21 protein-coding genes and 1 tRNA gene are annotated in these 16211 nt (G+C 61.8%); 21 read left to right on the forward strand and 1 reads right to left on the reverse strand.

The features are described from left to right. Positions 1-5 precede the first annotated feature (5 nt). The 14 genes from hisD to tatC all read left to right on the forward strand — a co-directional run bounded on the left by hisD (position 6) and on the right by tatC (position 9504). Positions 6-1328 carry a histidinol dehydrogenase gene (hisD, locus tag AWB76_RS29325; RefSeq protein ID WP_061163609.1) on the forward strand — a complete coding sequence of 441 codons (1323 nt, stop codon included), beginning with the start codon at positions 6-8 and terminating at the stop codon, positions 1326-1328. A 72-nt stretch (positions 1329-1400) separates the two neighbouring features. Continuing rightward, positions 1401-2477, forward strand: a complete 1077-nt coding sequence (gene hisC, locus AWB76_RS29330) for a histidinol-phosphate transaminase (protein WP_061163610.1) — start codon at positions 1401-1403, stop codon at positions 2475-2477. 16 nt (positions 2478-2493) lie between these two features. After that, positions 2494-3081 carry an imidazoleglycerol-phosphate dehydratase HisB gene (gene hisB / locus AWB76_RS29335; protein ID WP_061163611.1) on the forward strand — a complete coding sequence of 196 codons (588 nt, stop codon included), beginning with the start codon at positions 2494-2496 and terminating at the stop codon, positions 3079-3081. Positions 3082-3121: 40 nt separating this feature from the next. Further along, positions 3122-3742: a YchE family NAAT transporter gene (locus AWB76_RS29340; protein WP_061163612.1), complete on the forward strand. Its 621-nt coding sequence runs from the start codon at positions 3122-3124 to the stop codon at positions 3740-3742. Next, positions 3739-4380, forward strand: a complete 642-nt coding sequence (gene hisH / locus AWB76_RS29345; RefSeq protein WP_061163613.1) for an imidazole glycerol phosphate synthase subunit HisH — start codon at positions 3739-3741, stop codon at positions 4378-4380. Before AWB76_RS29340 ends, hisH begins: the two co-directional genes overlap by 4 nt. 152 nt (positions 4381-4532) lie before the next feature. After that, a complete protein-coding gene (hisA, locus tag AWB76_RS29350; protein WP_061163614.1) occupies positions 4533-5285 on the forward strand; it encodes a 1-(5-phosphoribosyl)-5-[(5-phosphoribosylamino)methylideneamino]imidazole-4-carboxamide isomerase in 753 nt (250 codons plus the stop codon). A gap of 76 nt (positions 5286-5361) precedes the next feature. Then, entirely contained in the window at positions 5362-6135 is a 774-nt protein-coding gene (gene hisF / locus AWB76_RS29355) for an imidazole glycerol phosphate synthase subunit HisF (protein WP_061163615.1), read from the forward strand. Positions 6136-6151: 16 nt separating this feature from the next. Continuing rightward, the gene (hisI, locus tag AWB76_RS29360; RefSeq protein ID WP_208606626.1) at positions 6152-6544 is read left to right on the forward strand and encodes a phosphoribosyl-AMP cyclohydrolase; all 393 of its coding nucleotides are present in this window, start codon (positions 6152-6154) and stop codon (positions 6542-6544) included. Then, complete coding sequence (locus AWB76_RS29365; protein ID WP_061163617.1) at positions 6541-6909, forward strand: phosphoribosyl-ATP diphosphatase; 369 nt, start codon at positions 6541-6543, stop codon at positions 6907-6909. Before hisI ends, AWB76_RS29365 begins: the two co-directional genes overlap by 4 nt. A 29-nt stretch (positions 6910-6938) precedes the next feature. Continuing rightward, positions 6939-7334: a DUF4870 family protein gene (locus AWB76_RS29370; RefSeq protein ID WP_061163618.1), complete on the forward strand. Its 396-nt coding sequence runs from the start codon at positions 6939-6941 to the stop codon at positions 7332-7334. Positions 7335-7364: 30 nt separating this feature from the next. After that, the gene (locus AWB76_RS29375; protein ID WP_008344145.1) at positions 7365-7727 is read left to right on the forward strand and encodes a histidine triad nucleotide-binding protein; all 363 of its coding nucleotides are present in this window, start codon (positions 7365-7367) and stop codon (positions 7725-7727) included. A 155-nt stretch (positions 7728-7882) separates the two neighbouring features. Continuing rightward, positions 7883-8119, forward strand: a complete 237-nt coding sequence (gene tatA / locus AWB76_RS29380) for a Sec-independent protein translocase subunit TatA (RefSeq protein WP_061163619.1) — start codon at positions 7883-7885, stop codon at positions 8117-8119. Between the two features lie 36 nt (positions 8120-8155). Further along, positions 8156-8683 carry a Sec-independent protein translocase protein TatB gene (tatB, locus tag AWB76_RS29385; protein WP_061163620.1) on the forward strand — a complete coding sequence of 176 codons (528 nt, stop codon included), beginning with the start codon at positions 8156-8158 and terminating at the stop codon, positions 8681-8683. A 44-nt stretch (positions 8684-8727) separates the two neighbouring features. Further along, on the forward strand, positions 8728-9504 hold the full coding sequence (tatC, locus tag AWB76_RS29390; protein ID WP_061163621.1) for a twin-arginine translocase subunit TatC: 777 nt from the start codon (positions 8728-8730) through the stop codon (positions 9502-9504). Between the two features lie 98 nt (positions 9505-9602). On the opposite strand, the gene AWB76_RS29395 is transcribed toward tatC, so the two are convergent. Beyond that, positions 9603-10826 (reverse strand): S1C family serine protease, encoded by a 1224-nt coding sequence (locus AWB76_RS29395; RefSeq protein WP_061163622.1) that lies wholly within the window; start codon positions 10824-10826, stop codon positions 9603-9605. A gap of 20 nt (positions 10827-10846) precedes the next feature. On the opposite strand from AWB76_RS29395, the gene AWB76_RS29400 reads away from it, so the two are divergent. The 7 genes from AWB76_RS29400 to AWB76_RS29430 all read left to right on the forward strand — a co-directional run bounded on the left by AWB76_RS29400 (position 10847) and on the right by AWB76_RS29430 (position 15954). Further along, complete coding sequence (locus AWB76_RS29400; protein WP_061163623.1) at positions 10847-11593, forward strand: Nif3-like dinuclear metal center hexameric protein; 747 nt, start codon at positions 10847-10849, stop codon at positions 11591-11593. Positions 11594-11811: 218 nt separating this feature from the next. Further along, positions 11812-12432, forward strand: coding sequence for a ubiquinol-cytochrome c reductase iron-sulfur subunit (gene petA, locus AWB76_RS29405; protein ID WP_061163624.1), 621 nt, complete (start codon positions 11812-11814; stop codon positions 12430-12432). Continuing rightward, the gene (locus AWB76_RS29410) at positions 12433-13815 is read left to right on the forward strand and encodes a cytochrome b (protein WP_061163625.1); all 1383 of its coding nucleotides are present in this window, start codon (positions 12433-12435) and stop codon (positions 13813-13815) included. A gap of 23 nt (positions 13816-13838) precedes the next feature. Beyond that, positions 13839-14594 carry a cytochrome c1 gene (locus AWB76_RS29415; protein ID WP_061163626.1) on the forward strand — a complete coding sequence of 252 codons (756 nt, stop codon included), beginning with the start codon at positions 13839-13841 and terminating at the stop codon, positions 14592-14594. Between the two features lie 93 nt (positions 14595-14687). Beyond that, positions 14688-15299, forward strand: coding sequence for a glutathione S-transferase N-terminal domain-containing protein (locus tag AWB76_RS29420; RefSeq protein WP_008344155.1), 612 nt, complete (start codon positions 14688-14690; stop codon positions 15297-15299). Positions 15300-15362: 63 nt separating this feature from the next. Beyond that, on the forward strand, positions 15363-15860 hold the full coding sequence (locus AWB76_RS29425; RefSeq protein WP_061163627.1) for a ClpXP protease specificity-enhancing factor: 498 nt from the start codon (positions 15363-15365) through the stop codon (positions 15858-15860). An 18-nt stretch (positions 15861-15878) separates the two neighbouring features. Beyond that, positions 15879-15954, forward strand: a tRNA-Thr gene (locus AWB76_RS29430). The last annotated feature ends 257 nt before the right edge of the window (positions 15955-16211 follow it).

Genomic DNA, 16211 nt, shown 5'->3' on the forward strand with positions numbered 1-16211 from the left:
CCAGCATGTCTATCAAGATTCGCAAACTCGATTCCAGCGCCGATGGTTTTCAGAAGGCGCTGCGTGCGGTCCTCGCGTTCGAAGCGAGCGAGGATGAGGCGATCGAGCGCTCGGTCGCGCAGATTCTCGCGGACGTGAAAGCGCGCGGCGACGAAGCCGTGCTCGAATACACCAACAAGTTCGATCGTCTGAAGGCGCAAAGCGTCGCCGCGCTCGAACTGCCGCTGTCCGAAATGGAAGCCGCGCTCGAAGGGCTGGAGCCGAAGCGCCGCGCGGCGCTCGAAGCGGCCGCGGCGCGCGTGCGCGGTTATCACGAGAAGCAGCGCATCGAATGCGGCAGCCATAGCTGGCACTACACGGAAGCCGACGGCACCGTGCTCGGCCAGAAAGTCACGCCGCTCGATCGCGCGGGCATTTACGTGCCGGGCGGCAAGGCGGCGTATCCGTCGTCGGTGCTGATGAACGCGATTCCGGCGCGCGTCGCGGGCGTGAAGGAAATCGTGATGGTCGTGCCGACGCCCGACGGCGTGAAGAATCCGCTCGTGCTCGCGGCGGCGCTGCTCGGCGGCGTGGATCGCGTGTTCACGATCGGCGGCGCGCAGGCGGTCGGCGCGCTCGCGTACGGCACGCAAAGCGTTCCCGCCGTCGACAAGATCTGCGGTCCGGGCAACGCGTATGTCGCATCGGCGAAGCGTCGCGTGTTCGGCACTGTCGGCATCGACATGATCGCGGGGCCGTCCGAGATTCTCGTGATCTGCGACGCCACCACCGATCCGCGCTGGGTCGCGATGGACCTGTTCTCGCAAGCCGAGCACGACGAGCTCGCGCAATCCATCCTGCTGTGCCCGGACGACGACTTCATCCAGCGCGTGGAAGACGCGATCGTCGAACTGCTGCCGTCGATGCCGCGGCGCGACGTCATCCAGCGTTCGCTCGAAGATCGCGGTGCGCTCATCAAGGTGAAGGACATGGAGCAGGCGTGCGCGATCGCGAACGACATCGCGCCGGAGCATCTGGAGATTTCCGCGCTCGATCCGCATCAGTGGGCCGCGCAGATTCACAACGCAGGCGCGATGTTCCTCGGCCGCTACACGAGCGAAAGCCTCGGCGATTACTGCGCGGGTCCGAATCACGTGCTGCCGACGTCGCGCACGGCGCGCTTCTCGTCGCCGCTCGGCGTGTACGATTTCATGAAGCGTTCGAGCGTGATCGAAGTGAGCGCGGACGGTGCGCAGACGCTCGGTGAAATCGCGGCGGAGCTGGCATACGGCGAAGGCCTGCAGGCGCACGCGAAGAGCGCTGAATACCGGATGAAAAAAGTCGGCTGAATCGAATCGGCCCGAATGAACGAGGCGGCCTGAGAGCCGCCGCCTGACCGGTGAGAGAGACGCCGGGAAAACATGACCACATCCCAAGACATCATCCGCCCCGACGTCCTCGCGATGACGAGCTATCCCGTGCCCGACGCCACGGGACTGATCAAGCTCGACGCGATGGAAAATCCCTTCAACTTGCCCGGCGATCTCGCGAAGGCGTTGGGCGAGCATCTCGCCGGCGTCGCGCTGAACCGCTATCCCGCGCCGCGTCCGGCGCAGTTGCTCGCGAAGATCAAGCGCACGATGCACGTGCCCGACGCCTGCGACGTACTGCTCGGCAACGGTTCGGACGAACTCATCAGCATGATGTCGGTCGCGTGCTCGAAGCCGGGCGCGAAGGTCGTGGCGCCGGTGCCGGGCTTCGTGATGTACGAAATGTCGGCGAAGCTCGCGCATCTCGAGTTCATCGGCGTGCCGCTGAAGGCCGACTTCACGCTCGATGCCGACGCGCTCGTCGCCGCCATCGACGAACATGCGCCCGCGCTCGTCTATCTCGCGTATCCGAACAACCCGACCGGCACGCTGTACGACGACGCCGGTATCGAACGCGTGATCGCCGCGTCGAAGAAGAGTCTCGTCGTGATCGACGAGGCGTATCAGCCGTTCGCCGAAAAAAGCTGGATGCCGCGCGCGGCGGAGTTCGACAACGTCGTCGTGATGCGCACCGTCTCGAAGCTCGGGCTCGCGGGCATCCGTCTCGGCTACATGGCGGGACGGCCCGCGTGGATCACGCAGTTCGACAAGGTGCGCCCGCCGTACAACATCAACGTGCTGACGCAGGCGACCGCCGATTTCCTGCTCGATCACCTCGACGTGCTCGACGCCCAGGCGGCCGAACTGCGCGCGCAGCGCACGAAACTCGCGCGCGACGTGGCGGCGTTGCCGGGCATGACCGTTTTCCCGAGCGCGGGCAATTTCCTGCTCGTGCGCGTTCCGGACGCCGCAGTCGCTTTCGAAACCCTTCTGACTTCGCGGGTTTTGGTAAAAAACGTGGGTAAAATGCACCCGTTGCTGGCCAATTGCGTGCGTTTGACGGTCGGCACCGCCGAAGAGAATGCGCACATGATCGCCGCGCTCAAGAAGCTCCCCACTTTCGATTAAGTCTCAAGGAATCACCATGCGCATTGCGGAAGTCGTTCGCAACACCAGCGAAACGCAGATCCGTGTGAAGCTCGATCTGGACGGCACCGGCAAGCAGAAGCTCGCCACCGGCGTCCCGTTCCTCGATCACATGCTCGACCAGATCGCCCGTCACGGGCTCATCGATCTCGACATCGAAGCGCATGGCGACCTCCATATCGACGATCACCATACCGTCGAGGACACCGGCATCACGCTTGGAATGGCCATTGCGAAGGCCATCGGCGAGCGCAAGGGCATTCGCCGTTACGGGCATTCGTACGTGCCGCTCGACGAAGCGCTATCGCGTGTCGTGATCGATTTTTCGGGCCGTCCGGGTCTGGAGTTCCACGTGCCGTTCACGCGCGCGCGCATCGGTACGTTCGACGTCGATCTCACCATCGAATTCTTCCGCGGATTCGTGAATCACGCGGGCGTGACCTTGCATATCGACAATCTGCGCGGCATCAACGCGCATCATCAGGTCGAAACCGTGTTCAAGGCGTTCGGCCGCGCGCTGCGCATGGCCGTCGAAGTGGACGAACGCGCGGCGGGGCAGATTCCGTCGACCAAGGGCAGTCTCTGATCGACTCACGCCGCTTCGGCGCGCGTGCGTCGAGACCACGATGGATCTGTTCAAGTCGTTCATATCGTTGCTCGCGCTAATCAACCCGATCGGCGCGATACCGTTTTTTCTCAGCCTGACCTCGCAGCAATCGGACATCGAAAGGCGCAACACGATTCGCGTCGCATCGATTTCCGTGTTCTGCGTGATCGCGGTCACGGCGCTGCTCGGCCAGCAGATCATCGCGTTCTTCGGCATTTCGGTCGGGTCGTTCGAAGTGGGCGGCGGCATCATCATGCTGCTCATGGCGATCAGCATGTTGAACGCGCAGGTCGGCAACGCGCGCTCGACGCCGGAAGAACGCATGGAAGCCGAGGAGCGCAACAGCATCGCGGTCGTGCCGCTCGCGATTCCGCTGCTCACCGGTCCCGGCTCGATCAGCACCGTGATCGTCTATGCTGCCAATGCGCAGCATTGGTACGACCGCTTCGGGCTCGTCGTGCTGGGCGCGATCATCGCGGGGCTGTGCTTCGGCGCGCTGAATCTCGCAGAGCCGATCGCGCGCGTGGTCGGACGAACGGGAATCAACATCGGCACGCGTCTCATGGGTTTGATGTTGTCCGCATTGGCGGTGGAGTTCATCGTCAACGGGTTGAAGGCCTTGATGCCATCTTTGAAATGAATACTTCGATTGCGATTGTTGATTACGGAATGGGCAACCTGCGCTCGGTCTACCAGGCGCTGAAAAAGGCTGCACCCGAGGCGAACGTGGCGATCGTCGATCAGCCGGAAGGCATCCGCGCGGCGGATCGCATCGTGCTGCCAGGGCAGGGCGCGATGCGCGACTGCATGGGGCATCTGGCCGAGTCCGGGTTGCAGGAAGCCGTGATGCAGGCGGCGCGCGAGAAGCCGATGCTCGGCGTGTGCGTCGGCGAGCAGATGCTCTTCGACTGGAGCGAGGAAGGCGACACAAAGGGCCTCGGACTGTTGCCCGGCAAGGTCGTGCGCTTCCGGCTCGACGGACTCCTGCAGGACGACGGCTCGCGCTTCAAGGTGCCGCAAATGGGCTGGAACCGCGTGCGTCAGACGCAGGCGCATCCGCTCTGGGACGGCGTCGCGGACGGCGCGTTCTTCTACTTCGTCCACAGCTACTACGTGGTGCCGGACAATCCGGCGCACACGTCCGGCGAAACGGTGTACGGCAGCGCATTTACGTCCGCGGTTGCGCGGGACAATATCTTCGCGACCCAGTTTCACCCGGAAAAGAGCGCGGACGCCGGATTGCGCGTCTATCGCAACTTCGTTCACTGGAACCCGTGAAATGGCGCGCCCGCTAGCGTTTTCGCCTATTACTACGGGCGCGTGACCGTTGCAAGACTTGTACTACACTAGCGAGACGGCCCGCGCGACAGGCATACAAGACCCTACGTGCGCCGTTTTGATCAACTTCACCCCGAAAATACGCGATACCTATGCTGCTCATTCCGGCCATCGATCTTAAGGACGGTCAGTGCGTGCGCCTCAAGCAGGGCGATATGGACCAGGCGACCATTTTTTCAGAGGATCCGGCGGCCATGGCCCGACACTGGGTCGATCGCGGCGCACGGCGACTGCATCTGGTCGATCTGAACGGCGCATTCGCCGGCAAGCCGCGCAACGGCGACGCCATCCGCGCGATCCTCGACGAGGTAGGCAGCGAGATTCCCGTGCAGTTGGGCGGCGGCATCCGCGACCTGGAAACCATCGAGCGCTATCTCGACGACGGCCTGTCGTACATCATCATCGGCACGGCGGCGGTCAAGAATCCGGGCTTCCTGCAGGACGCGTGCAGCGCGTTCGGGGGACACATCATCGTCGGGCTGGACGCGAAGGACGGCAAGGTCGCGACCGACGGCTGGAGCAAGCTCACGGGCCACGAAGTGGTCGATCTCGCCCGCAAGTTCGAGGACTACGGCTGCGAGTCGATCATCTACACCGACATCGGCCGCGACGGCATGCTTCAGGGCATCAACATCGAAGCGACCGTGCGTCTCGCGAAGGCGGTGAAGATTCCGGTGATCGCGAGCGGCGGGCTGTCGAGCATCGCGGACATCGAATCGCTGTGTGAGGTCGAGGACGACGGCATCGAAGGCGTGATCTGCGGCCGCGCGATCTACTCCGGCGATCTCGATTTCAAGGCCGCCCAGACGCGCGCCGACGCACTGCGCGAACCCGACGGCGCCTGAAGCGCCCGCGCGTGAGCACACTGAGCAGCACTCCGGGCGGCCGCGGCGCCGCCCTTACTTCGTAAGTGGCAAGAACATGGCTCTCGCAAAACGCATCATTCCCTGTCTCGACGTGACCGCTGGCCGCGTCGTGAAGGGCGTCAATTTCGTCGAGCTGCGCGACGCGGGCGATCCCGTCGAAATCGCGCGCCGTTACGACGATCAGGGCGCCGACGAACTCACGTTTCTCGACATCACCGCGACGTCCGATCAACGCGATCTGATCCTGCCGATCATCGAGTCGGTGGCGTCGCAGGTGTTCATTCCGCTGACGGTCGGCGGCGGCGTGCGCGCGGTCGAGGACGTGCGGCGTCTGCTCAACGCGGGCGCGGACAAGATCAGCATGAATTCGTCGGCGGTGGCGAATCCGCAACTCGTGCGCGACGCGTCGGACAAGCACGGCTCGCAATGCATCGTCGTCGCGATCGACGCGAAGCGCGTGTCGGCTGAAGGCGAGACGCCGCGCTGGGAAGTCTTCACGCACGGCGGCCGCAAGGCGACGGGCATCGACGCGATCGAATGGGCGCGCAAGATGGCCGAGTACGGCGCGGGCGAAATCCTGCTCACCAGCATGGACCGCGACGGCACCAAGGCCGGCTTCGACCTGGCACTGACGCGCGCCGTATCGGACGCGGTGCCGGTGCCGGTGATCGCGTCGGGCGGCGTGGGCTCGTTGCAGCATCTGGCCGATGGCATCGTCGAAGGTCATGCGGACGCGGTGCTGGCCGCGAGCATCTTCCACTACGGCGAACACACGGTCGGCGAGGCGAAGCGCTTCATGGCCGATCACGGCATTTCGGTGAGGACGTGAAGCCGTGAGCGATCAAATGACCTGGCTCGACAAGGTGAAGTGGGACGCGAACGGCCTCGTGCCGGTGATCGCGCAGGAAGCATCGACCAACGACGTGCTCATGTTCGCGTGGATGAATCGCGAGGCGCTCGCGAAGACCATCGAACTGAAGCGCGCGGTGTATTTCTCGCGCTCGCGACAGCGCCTGTGGTTCAAGGGCGAGGAATCGGGCCACGTGCAGCACGTCCACGACGTGCGCCTCGATTGCGACGAAGACGTCGTGCTGCTCAAGGTCGAGCAGGTGTCGGGCATCGCGTGCCACACGGGCCGCCACTCCTGTTTTTTCCAGAAATTCGAGGGCACGGCGGAGAACGGCGAGTGGGTTGCCGTCGAGCCGGTCCTGAAAGACCCAGAAAGCATTTACAAATGACGCAAGCCACTACGCTGGACACGCTGCTGCGCCTCGCCTCGGTCATCGACGGCCGCAAGGGCGGCGATCCGGAACAATCCTACGTCTCACGACTCTTTCACAAGGGCGACGACGCGATCCTGAAGAAGATCGGCGAGGAAGCGACGGAAGTCGTGCTCGCCGCGAAGGACGCGCGTCACGGCGGCGCGCCGAAAGCGCTCGTCGGTGAAGTCGCCGATCTGTGGTTTCATTGTCTCGTGATGCTGTCGCACTTCGACCTCAGTCCCGCCGACGTGGTCGCGGAACTGGAACGCCGCGAAGGTCTGTCGGGGATCGAGGAAAAAGCGCTGCGCAAGTCGCGTGAGCGCGAGCAGAACGGCGGCTGACGAGCGTTTCGCTTTGAAGGAGGGCCAGCATGAACCGGCAGTACGAACCCTATCCGCCGCCTGTCGTTCAGAACTCGAATGACCCTGAGCGTCTGCGCAACGTGCGCACGTTCACGCACATCCTGTACGCGTTGTATGCCGTCTACTGGCTGACCGGCGGGCTGACTGGCCTCGTCGCCATCATCCTCAACTACGTCAAGCGTAGCGATGCCACCGGCACGCCGTACGAAGATCACTTCACGTGGCAGATTCGCACGTTTTGGTGGTCGCTGCTCGGGCACGTTGTCGGCTTCGCATTGATATGGGTCTTCGGCCTCGGCTTTCTCATCATCGGCGCGACCTGGATCTGGACGCTGTATCGGATCATCAAGGGCTGGCTCTTTCTCTACGAGAACAAGACGCTCGAACCGACCGCGTGGTTTTAATCACAATCGACAACGAAATCCATCAAGTCCATGAGTCAAGACAACTGCATTTTCTGCAAGATCGCTTCTGGGCAGCTGCCAAGCACGAAAGTCTACGAGGACGATGAATTCGTCGCCTTCAACGACATCAATCCCGCCGCGCCCGTGCACGTGCTGGTGATTCCGCGCAAACATATTGAAACACTTTCCCACTGCACAGAAAGTGACAGTCCGCTACTTGGTAGAATGGTGAGTCTCGTCGGACGTTTGGCGAAGGATCTCGGTGTCTCATACACGGGAGGCGACACCGGCTTTCGCACGGTAATTAATACCGGGCCGGGCGGCGGGCAAGAGGTGTATCACATCCACGCGCATTTGTTGGCCGGCGAGCGCCCGTGGCGCCGAATGGGGTAATGCGGCATCTTTGTTTGCATTCTCCTTTCCAATGAAATATTGGGCGAGCAAAATCGATAGTTGAAGTTGAGGCGGCGTGCCTCGGCTGCCGGCCGCAAGGCCGATCTTCCGCTCTGGTACCCAAATCGGGGTGGAATCACGGAGAGTTTTCATTCATGGGTTCGTTAAGCATTTGGCATTGGTTGATCGTTCTGCTGATCGTGGCGCTCGTCTTCGGCACGAAGAAGCTGCGCAATATCGGCGGCGATCTGGGCGGCGCGGTGAAGGGTTTCAAGGAAGGCATGCGCGAAGGCGAAACGCCGGCAAACCCCGCCGATCAACGCGAACTGCCGCGTAACGGCGCCGTCGACGTCGAGGCGAAGGACAAGTCGCGCTCGGGCGACTATCGCTAATCCGTCCGCCGACGGTAACCCTCCACTTTTCGTTCAATGCTCGATCTCGGTCTGACCAAAATGGCGGTCATCGGCGTCGTGGCGCTGGTGGTCCTCGGGCCGGAGCGCCTGCCCGGCGTGGCTCGCACGGCGGGAGCGCTCTTCGGGCGCGCGCAGCGCTATATCAACGACGTCAAATCCGAAGTCGCGCGCGAGATGGAACTCGATGAGCTGAAGAAAATGCGCACCGAGTTCGAAAACGCGGCGTCGAATGTCGAATCGTCGATTCACGACACGTTGAAGCGCCACGAGTCCGAGTTGAACGATGCCTGGAAAGAGGGCACGTCGGTCGCGCCGAGCATCGCGGGCGGGGCTGAATCGGCGGACAGCGCCGCGTCGGACAAGCCGTGGGTCAGCACGTCTCCGTCGACGTCGGCCAAACGCAAGAACTGGCGCGTCAAGCAGGCCGCGATTCCCAACTGGTACAAGCGCACGACCTCGCGTCGCACGCGGGTTCAATCGGGCGCGGCGCGCGTCGCTCGTCATACGCCCGCCACCCTGCGCCGGCAGACGAAGTTCTTCTGAGCGAGCCGCGATTCCTTCATCGATGATATCTACCGAGGGCCGGCGTGAGCGACCCGCAACACACTAAAGAAGAGCCCGTCGAAGAGACGTTCATTTCGCATCTGGTCGAATTGCGCGACCGCATCATCCGCGCCGGTGCTTCGGTCATCGTCGTGTTTATCGCGCTCGTGTACTGGGCGCCCGACATCTTCAAGCTGCTGGCCCGCCCGCTGATGCAGAACCTGCCCGCCGACGGCAAAATGATCGTCACCGACGTCACCGGCTCGTTCTTCGTGCCGATGAAGGTGACGATGCTCGTCGCCTTCGTGATCGCGCTGCCGTTCGTGCTGTATCAGGTCTGGGCGTTCGTCGCGCCGGGCTTGTATCAGCATGAGAAGAAGCTCGTCGGGCCGCTCGTTTTCAGCAGCTATTCGCTCTTCCTGTGCGGCATGGCGTTCGCGTATTTCGTCGTGTTTCCGACCATCTTCCGCGTGATGGCGCACTACAACGCGCCGCTCGGCGCGGAGATGACCACGGATATCGACAATTACCTGAGCTTCGTGCTGACCATGTTCCTGGCGTTCGGCGTGACGTTCGAGGTGCCGATCGTCGTCGTGCTGCTCGCGCGCATGGGCGTCGTGTCGATCCAGAAGCTCAAGCAGATTCGTCCTTACGTGATCGTCGGCGCGTTCGTCATTTCGGCCGTCGTCACGCCGCCCGATGTTTTCTCGCAGCTCATTCTCGCGATTCCGCTCATCATTCTTTATGAAGCCGGCATCATCGCGGCGCGGCTCGTGGTCGGCAAGGAACAGATCAAAAACGAGGAACCCGCGGCGGAATAAGTGCGGCGTATTGTCGCGCCATCGAGCGGTTCATCGGATACGAAAAAGGCAGCTTCGAGTGATCGAAGCTGCCTTTTTGTTTTCACGGATGCCGCGTTTTATTCGTCGCCCTGGTCACCCTGATCGCCTTCGTCGTCCGGCATTTGCGGTGCGCGCGGCGGCGCGGGACGCTTGCCGATCATCACGTTGAGGTCCAGTTCCTTGTTCTTGCGCATCAGGTGAACCTTCACGGACGTGCCCGGCTTGATCTGCGCCACGACGTTGAGCAGGCGCGTGGTGTCGGTGATCGTGTCGTCATTGATGGACACGAGGATGTCGCCCGGCTTGATGCCCGCCTTGTCCGCCGGGCCGCCTTGCAGCACGCCCGCGACGATCGCGCCGGACTTCTGATCCAGCCCGAACGATTCGGCGATTTCCGGCGTCACGTCCTGCGGCTCGACGCCGATCCAGCCGCGCGTCACGCTGCCCGTCGTGATGATGCTCTCCAGCACGCTGCGCGCGGTCGACACGGGAATGGCGAAGCCGATGCCGAGCGAGCCGCCGCTGCGCGAATAGATCGCGGTGTTGATGCCGAGCAGATTGCCGTTCACGTCCACGAGCGCACCGCCCGAGTTGCCGGGGTTGATGGCCGCGTCGGTCTGGATGAAGTTCTCGAACGTGTTGATGCCGAGGTGATTGCGCCCGAGCGCGCTGACGATGCCCATCGTGACCGTCTGGCCCACGCCGAACGGATTGCCGATCGCGAGCACGACATCGCCGACACGCGTCTGATCCATCCGGCCGAGCGTGATGGCCGGCAGATTGGTCAAGTTGATCTTCAGCACGGCGAGGTCGGTTTCCGGATCGACGCCGATCACTTTCGCGCTCGACGTGCGACCATCGGCGAGCGCGACCTCGATTTGGTCCGCCCCGTCGACGACATGCTGGTTCGTTAGAATGTAACCTTCCGAGCTGACGATGACACCGGAGCCGAGATTCGACGCCGGCGGCTCGTCGCTCTTGCGTTTGTTCTTGTCGCCGAAGAAGTAGCGGAACAGCGGGTCTTTCGCGCGCGGGTCGGGCGGCAGATTGCCGTCCTTGCTGGAGAACACGTTCACGACGGCAGGCATCGCCTTTTGCGCGCCTTCCGAGTAGGACGACTGAACGGGGCGCGAGCCGATGCTCGGCGCCACTTCCTGCAACGCGACGATCGGCTCGGCGAGCTGCTTGCCGAATTGACCCTGACGTTGAAGCCACTGCGGTTTCAAGGTCGCGATGATGAACATCAGGGCCAAAAGCACGGTGACCGCTTGGGCAAAAAATAGCCAGAAGCGTCTAAGCATTTGAAGGGATAGAGGATTTCATGGATCGGATCGAACTCGAATTGTATCTGAACAATCTGCTGGAAATCGGCCGCTTCAAGGACTATTGCCCGAACGGTCTGCAGGTTGAAGGCGCGCGCCGCGTGCAGAAGATCGCGACGGGCGTGACGGCGTCGCAAGCCTTTCTCGAGGCCGCGCTGGAGTGGGGCGCGGACACCGTGCTCGTGCATCACGGCTACTTCTGGCGCAAAGAGGCGCCGCAGATCACGGGGCGCAAGTACCAGCGGCTGCGCACGCTGATCGCCAATGACATCAATCTCTTCGCCTACCATCTTCCACTCGACTCGCATCCGGAGCTCGGCAACAACGCGCAGATCGGCGCGCGCCTCGGGCTGATCGCCGACGCCCGTTTCGCCGATCAGGATCTCGGCTGGATCGCGACGCTCGGCATGCCGCTTTCGCTCGAACACTTCAGCGTCATGGTGGAAAACGCGCTCGGCAGAAAGCCGCTCGTGTTCGGCGACACGGACAAGGAGCTGCGGCGCGTGGCATGGTGCACCGGCGGCGCGCAGGGCTATTTCGAAGACGCCATCGCGGCGGGCGCGGACGTGTATTTGAGCGGCGAAGTCTCGGAGCAGACCATGCATATCGCGGCGGAATCGGGTGTGGCGTACATCGCGGCCGGTCACCACGCGACCGAGCGCTACGGCGTGCAGGCCGTGGGCTCGCGTCTGTCGGAGCAATTCGATATCGAGCATCTTTTTATCGATATCGATAATCCGGTTTAATGGCCGATTAAGCTGTGAGCGCGATTATTTCCGCTTGCAGTTGCCTTAAATGAACGCTTCACGAGCTTGCGCGAAAAACGTGGGGAAAACCCTGAAGCATCAATCACTTCGAGTGATTTTTGCTAGTCAGCCCTTGTAAATGCTAACTCCATTCGCGCACACTAACGGCGGAACAACTGATGTGACGGTATAAATCCAACTCAGAAGTGGGGCGTGTGATGCGAGACAAGGATGAAAAACGCGTCGATGGCGGCCGCCGTACCTGGCTGATTGCGACGACCGCAGCAGGTGGTTTCGGAGCAGTGGCAACCGTGGTTCCCTTTGTAGGTTCGTTTGCTCCATCGGAGAAGGCCAAGGCGGCGGGCGCGCCTGTCGAGGTCGATATCAGCGGACTGAAGCCGGGCGAAATGATGACGGTCGCCTGGCGAGGCAAGCCGGTGTGGATCGTCAATCGTACCGACGAAATGCTGGCCGACGTCAAGAAGGCCGACAACGAGGTGGCCGACCCGAAGTCCAAGATGGAATTCTCGATGCCGTTGCCCGAGTACTGCAACAACGAGTATCGATCGCGCGCCGATCACAAGAACATTCTCGTGGCGGTTGCCGTGTGCACGCATCTGGGCTGCACGCCGACGCCGCGTTTCACCGAGGGTCCCCAGGCAAATCTCCCCGATAACTGGCCGGGTGGCTTCCTTTGCCCGTGCCACGGCTCGACCTACGACATGGCCGGCCGCGTCTTCAAGAACAAGCCCGCGCCGCAGAACCTGGACATTCCACCGTTCATGTTCACATCGGCGACGCAACTCGTGATCGGCAAGGACGAAAAGGGAGAGGCATAAATGGCGACCGCAGACAAGGAAGTGGAGACAACGGGCTTGACCGGTTGGATCGACCGCCGGTTTCCGCTGACCTCGACCTGGAAGAAACACGTATCCGAGTATTACGCGCCGAAGAACTTCAACTTCTGGTACTTCTTCGGCTCGCTTGCACTGCTGGTGCTGGTGAACCAGATCGTCACCGGCATCTTCCTCACGATGAACTACAAGCCCGATGCGACGCTCGCGTTCGCCTCGGTCGAGTACATCATGCGCGAGGTGCCGTGGGGCTGGCTCATCCGGTACATGCACGCCACGGGCGCGTCGATGTTCTTCGTCGTCGTGTATCTGCACATGTTCCGCGGGCTGATGTACGGGTCGTATCGCAAGCCGCGCGAGCTCGTGTGGATCTTCGGCTGCGCGATCTTCCTGTGCCTCATGGCCGAAGCGTTCTTCGGCTATCTGCTGCCGTGGGGGCAGATGTCGTTCTGGGGCGCGCAGGTGATCGTGAACCTGTTCTCGGCGATTCCGTTCATCGGTCCGGATCTGTCGTTGTGGATTCGCGGCGACTACGTGGTATCGGATGTCACGCTGAACCGCTTCTTCGCGTTTCACGTCATCGCGATTCCGCTCGTGCTGATCGGGCTCGTGGTCGCGCACCTCGTCGCGCTGCACGAAGTGGGATCGAACAATCCGGACGGCGTCGAGATCAAGGCAAAGAAGGACGCGAACGGCATTCCGCTCGACGGCATTCCGTTTCATCCGTACTACTCGGTGCACGACTTCATGGGCGTGTGCGTGTTCCTGCTGATCTTCGCGGCGATCATCTTCTTCGCCCCGGAAATGGGCGGTTATTTCCTCGAAGCCAACAACTTTGTACCGGCCAACCCGCTGCAGACGCCGCCGGAAATTGCGCCCGTGTGGTACTTCACCGCGTTCTACGCGATGCTTCGCGCGACTACGGACCCGTTCAAGATCGTGCTGATGATCGTGATCGCGCTGCTCGGCGTGCTCGCGCTGGTGAAGGCGCGCGGCAAGTGGAAGCTCGGTCTGCCGGTGCTCGCCGTGCTGGTGCTGATCTTCATGGCGCTGACGGAATCGAAGTTCTGGGGTGTGGTCGTGATGGGCACGGCGGTGGTGTCGCTGTTCTTCCTGCCGTGGCTGGATCGCAGCCCGGTGAAGTCGATCCGCTATCGGCCGCTCTTCCACAAGGTCTTCTACGCGATCTTCGTGTTCGCGTTCCTGATGCTCGGCTTTCTGGGCACGCGACCGCCATCGCCGGCCGCGACGCTGATCGCGCAGATCTGCGCGCTGATCTACTTCGCGTTTTTCCTCGGCATGCCTTTCTGGACGCCGCGCGGCAAATTCAAGAAGCCGCCTGAGCGAGTGCACTACAAACCTCACTGAGCTCACGTCCGGAGACGAATACGATGAAAAAATGGCTCTCTACAATAGCGATGATCGGTGCGACGCTGCTCGCGTTCGGCGCGACGCCGGCGTTCGCGCAGGAAGAGGCGGTGCTCGACCGGGCGCCTGACAGTTCGGACAATCTGGCGTCTTTGCAGCACGGCGCCCAGGTTTTTGTCAACTACTGCCTGAACTGCCATAGCGCGACGCTGATGCGGTACAACCGGCTGACCGATCTCGGGATCAGTACGCAGCAGATTCAGGAGAATCTGCTTTTTACGACCGACAAGGTCGGCAACACGATGTCCATCGCGATGCGCCCGGAAGATGCGAAAGCGTGGTTCGGCGCGTCGCCGCCGGATTTGTCGGTCGAGGCGCGGGCGCGCGGCAAGGACTGGCTCTACACGTATCTGCGGAGTTTCTACCGGGATCCGGCGCGGCCGACGGGCTGGAATAATCGCGTCTACGAGAACGTCGGCATGCCGCACGTGCTCTGGACGCTCCAGGGCATCCGGGACGCGAAATTCGAGACAGATACGGACGAAAAGACGGGCGAAAAGGTACGAAGATTCGTCGGTTACACTCAGGTTACACCTGGTGCGATGTCGTCCGTGGATTATGATTCAACTGTGGCCGATCTCGTTTCGTACATGTCGTGGATGGCGGAACCCGCGCAGCAGACGCGCAAGCGGCTCGGCGTCTGGGTTTTGCTGTTCCTGGCGTTCTTGAGTTTCCTCGCGTGGCGCCTGAACGCGGCATACTGGAAAGATATCAAATAGCGCGCCTTCGAAGGCGTGGGTCGGCGCGACGGCGTTTTCCGCGAGGAAACGCCGCGGCCGGCCCTTCGAGTTTACTGAAGGAACTTTAAAAACATGATGGTTCTGTATTCCGGCACTACTTGCCCCTTCTCCCAGCGCTGCCGGCTGGTGTTGTTCGAAAAGGGCATGGACTTCGAGATTCGCGACGTCGACCTGTTCAACAAGCCGGAAGACATCGCGGTGATGAACCCTTACGGACAGGTGCCGATCCTCGTCGAGCGCGACCTGATCCTGTACGAGTCGAATATCATCAACGAATATATCGACGAGCGTTTCCCCCATCCGCAACTCATGCCGGCCGATCCGGTGCAGCGCGCCCGCGCGCGTCTGTTCCTGCTGAACTTCGAGAAGGAATTGTTCGTTCATGTCGGCACGCTCGAGAACGAGAAGGGCAAGGCCGCCGAGAAGAACCACGAGAAGGCACGCAGCGCGATCCGCGATCGCCTGACGCAACTCGCGCCGATCTTCCTGAAGAACAAGTACATGCTGGGCGAGGAGTTCTCGATGCTCGACGTCGCGATCGCCCCGCTGCTGTGGCGTCTGGACCATTACGGCATCGAACTGTCGAAGAACGCAGCACCGTTGATGAAGTACGCCGAGCGGATCTTCAGCCGCCCGGCTTATATTGAAGCGCTGACGCCTTCCGAAAAGGTGATGCGTCGATAGTTTGAGTGCGTTGGGACGCGGCGGCGCAACTTTGCGCGGCCGCATTCCGACAGAGGAAAGTTGATGCAAGAGATTTCCACCAAGCCGTATCTGTTGCGCGCGCTGTATGAGTGGTGCACGGACAATGGTTTTACGCCCCACATCGCCGTGCGGGTCGACGCGGCTACGCGCGTACCGCGTCAGTTCGTCCGTAACGACGAGATCGTGTTGAACATCAGTTTCGAGGCGACGAGCCAACTGCAGATGGGCAACGAGTGGATCGAGTTCAGCGCGCGGTTCTCCGGCAAGTCACACAAGATCGAGGTGCAAGTCGCGAACGTGCTCGCCATCTATGCCCGCGAAAACGGGCAGGGCATGGCGTTCCCGGTCGAGCAGTCGCATTCCGGTGCGGATTTGACGAGCGCTCCGGTGGGGGCGCGGCCGCCTGAGCGTGAGACACGGCAAATCGAAGAGCCGGCTGCCGAGCGCGCGGATTCCTCGTCGAAAGATGAGCCGCAAACTGCTGCGGATGAGGACGCTTCGAAATCGCCTGTGAGGTCTCACCTCAAAGTCGTTAAATGAAGTAGAATTCCGTGCTTCGCCGGCTTAGCTCATCTGGTAGAGCAGTTGATTTGTAATCATCAGGTGGCGGGTTCGAGTCCTGCAGCCGGCACCAAGACTTATGTCGACGGGTCGTGCGATGTCCGCACGACCCGTTTGCTTTAAGTCGATGAAGAGTTGAGTTGGTCGGGGCAGCAAGAAAGTTTGAAATTGCTGTTGACAGACTGCGAAACGTTCTTCATAATCCCGTTTCTCTGCTGCTGATGCAGCGACGCAAGACGGTAGCGAATTAGACGGTCTTGCGATGTGCTCTTTAAAAACTAACAGCCGATAAGTGTGGGCGCTTGATAGCGAGTGCGGCCGGTTCTTCGG

The sequence above is a fragment of the Caballeronia temeraria genome, assembly GCF_001544795.2.
Lineage (GTDB): Bacteria > Pseudomonadota > Gammaproteobacteria > Burkholderiales > Burkholderiaceae > Caballeronia > Caballeronia temeraria.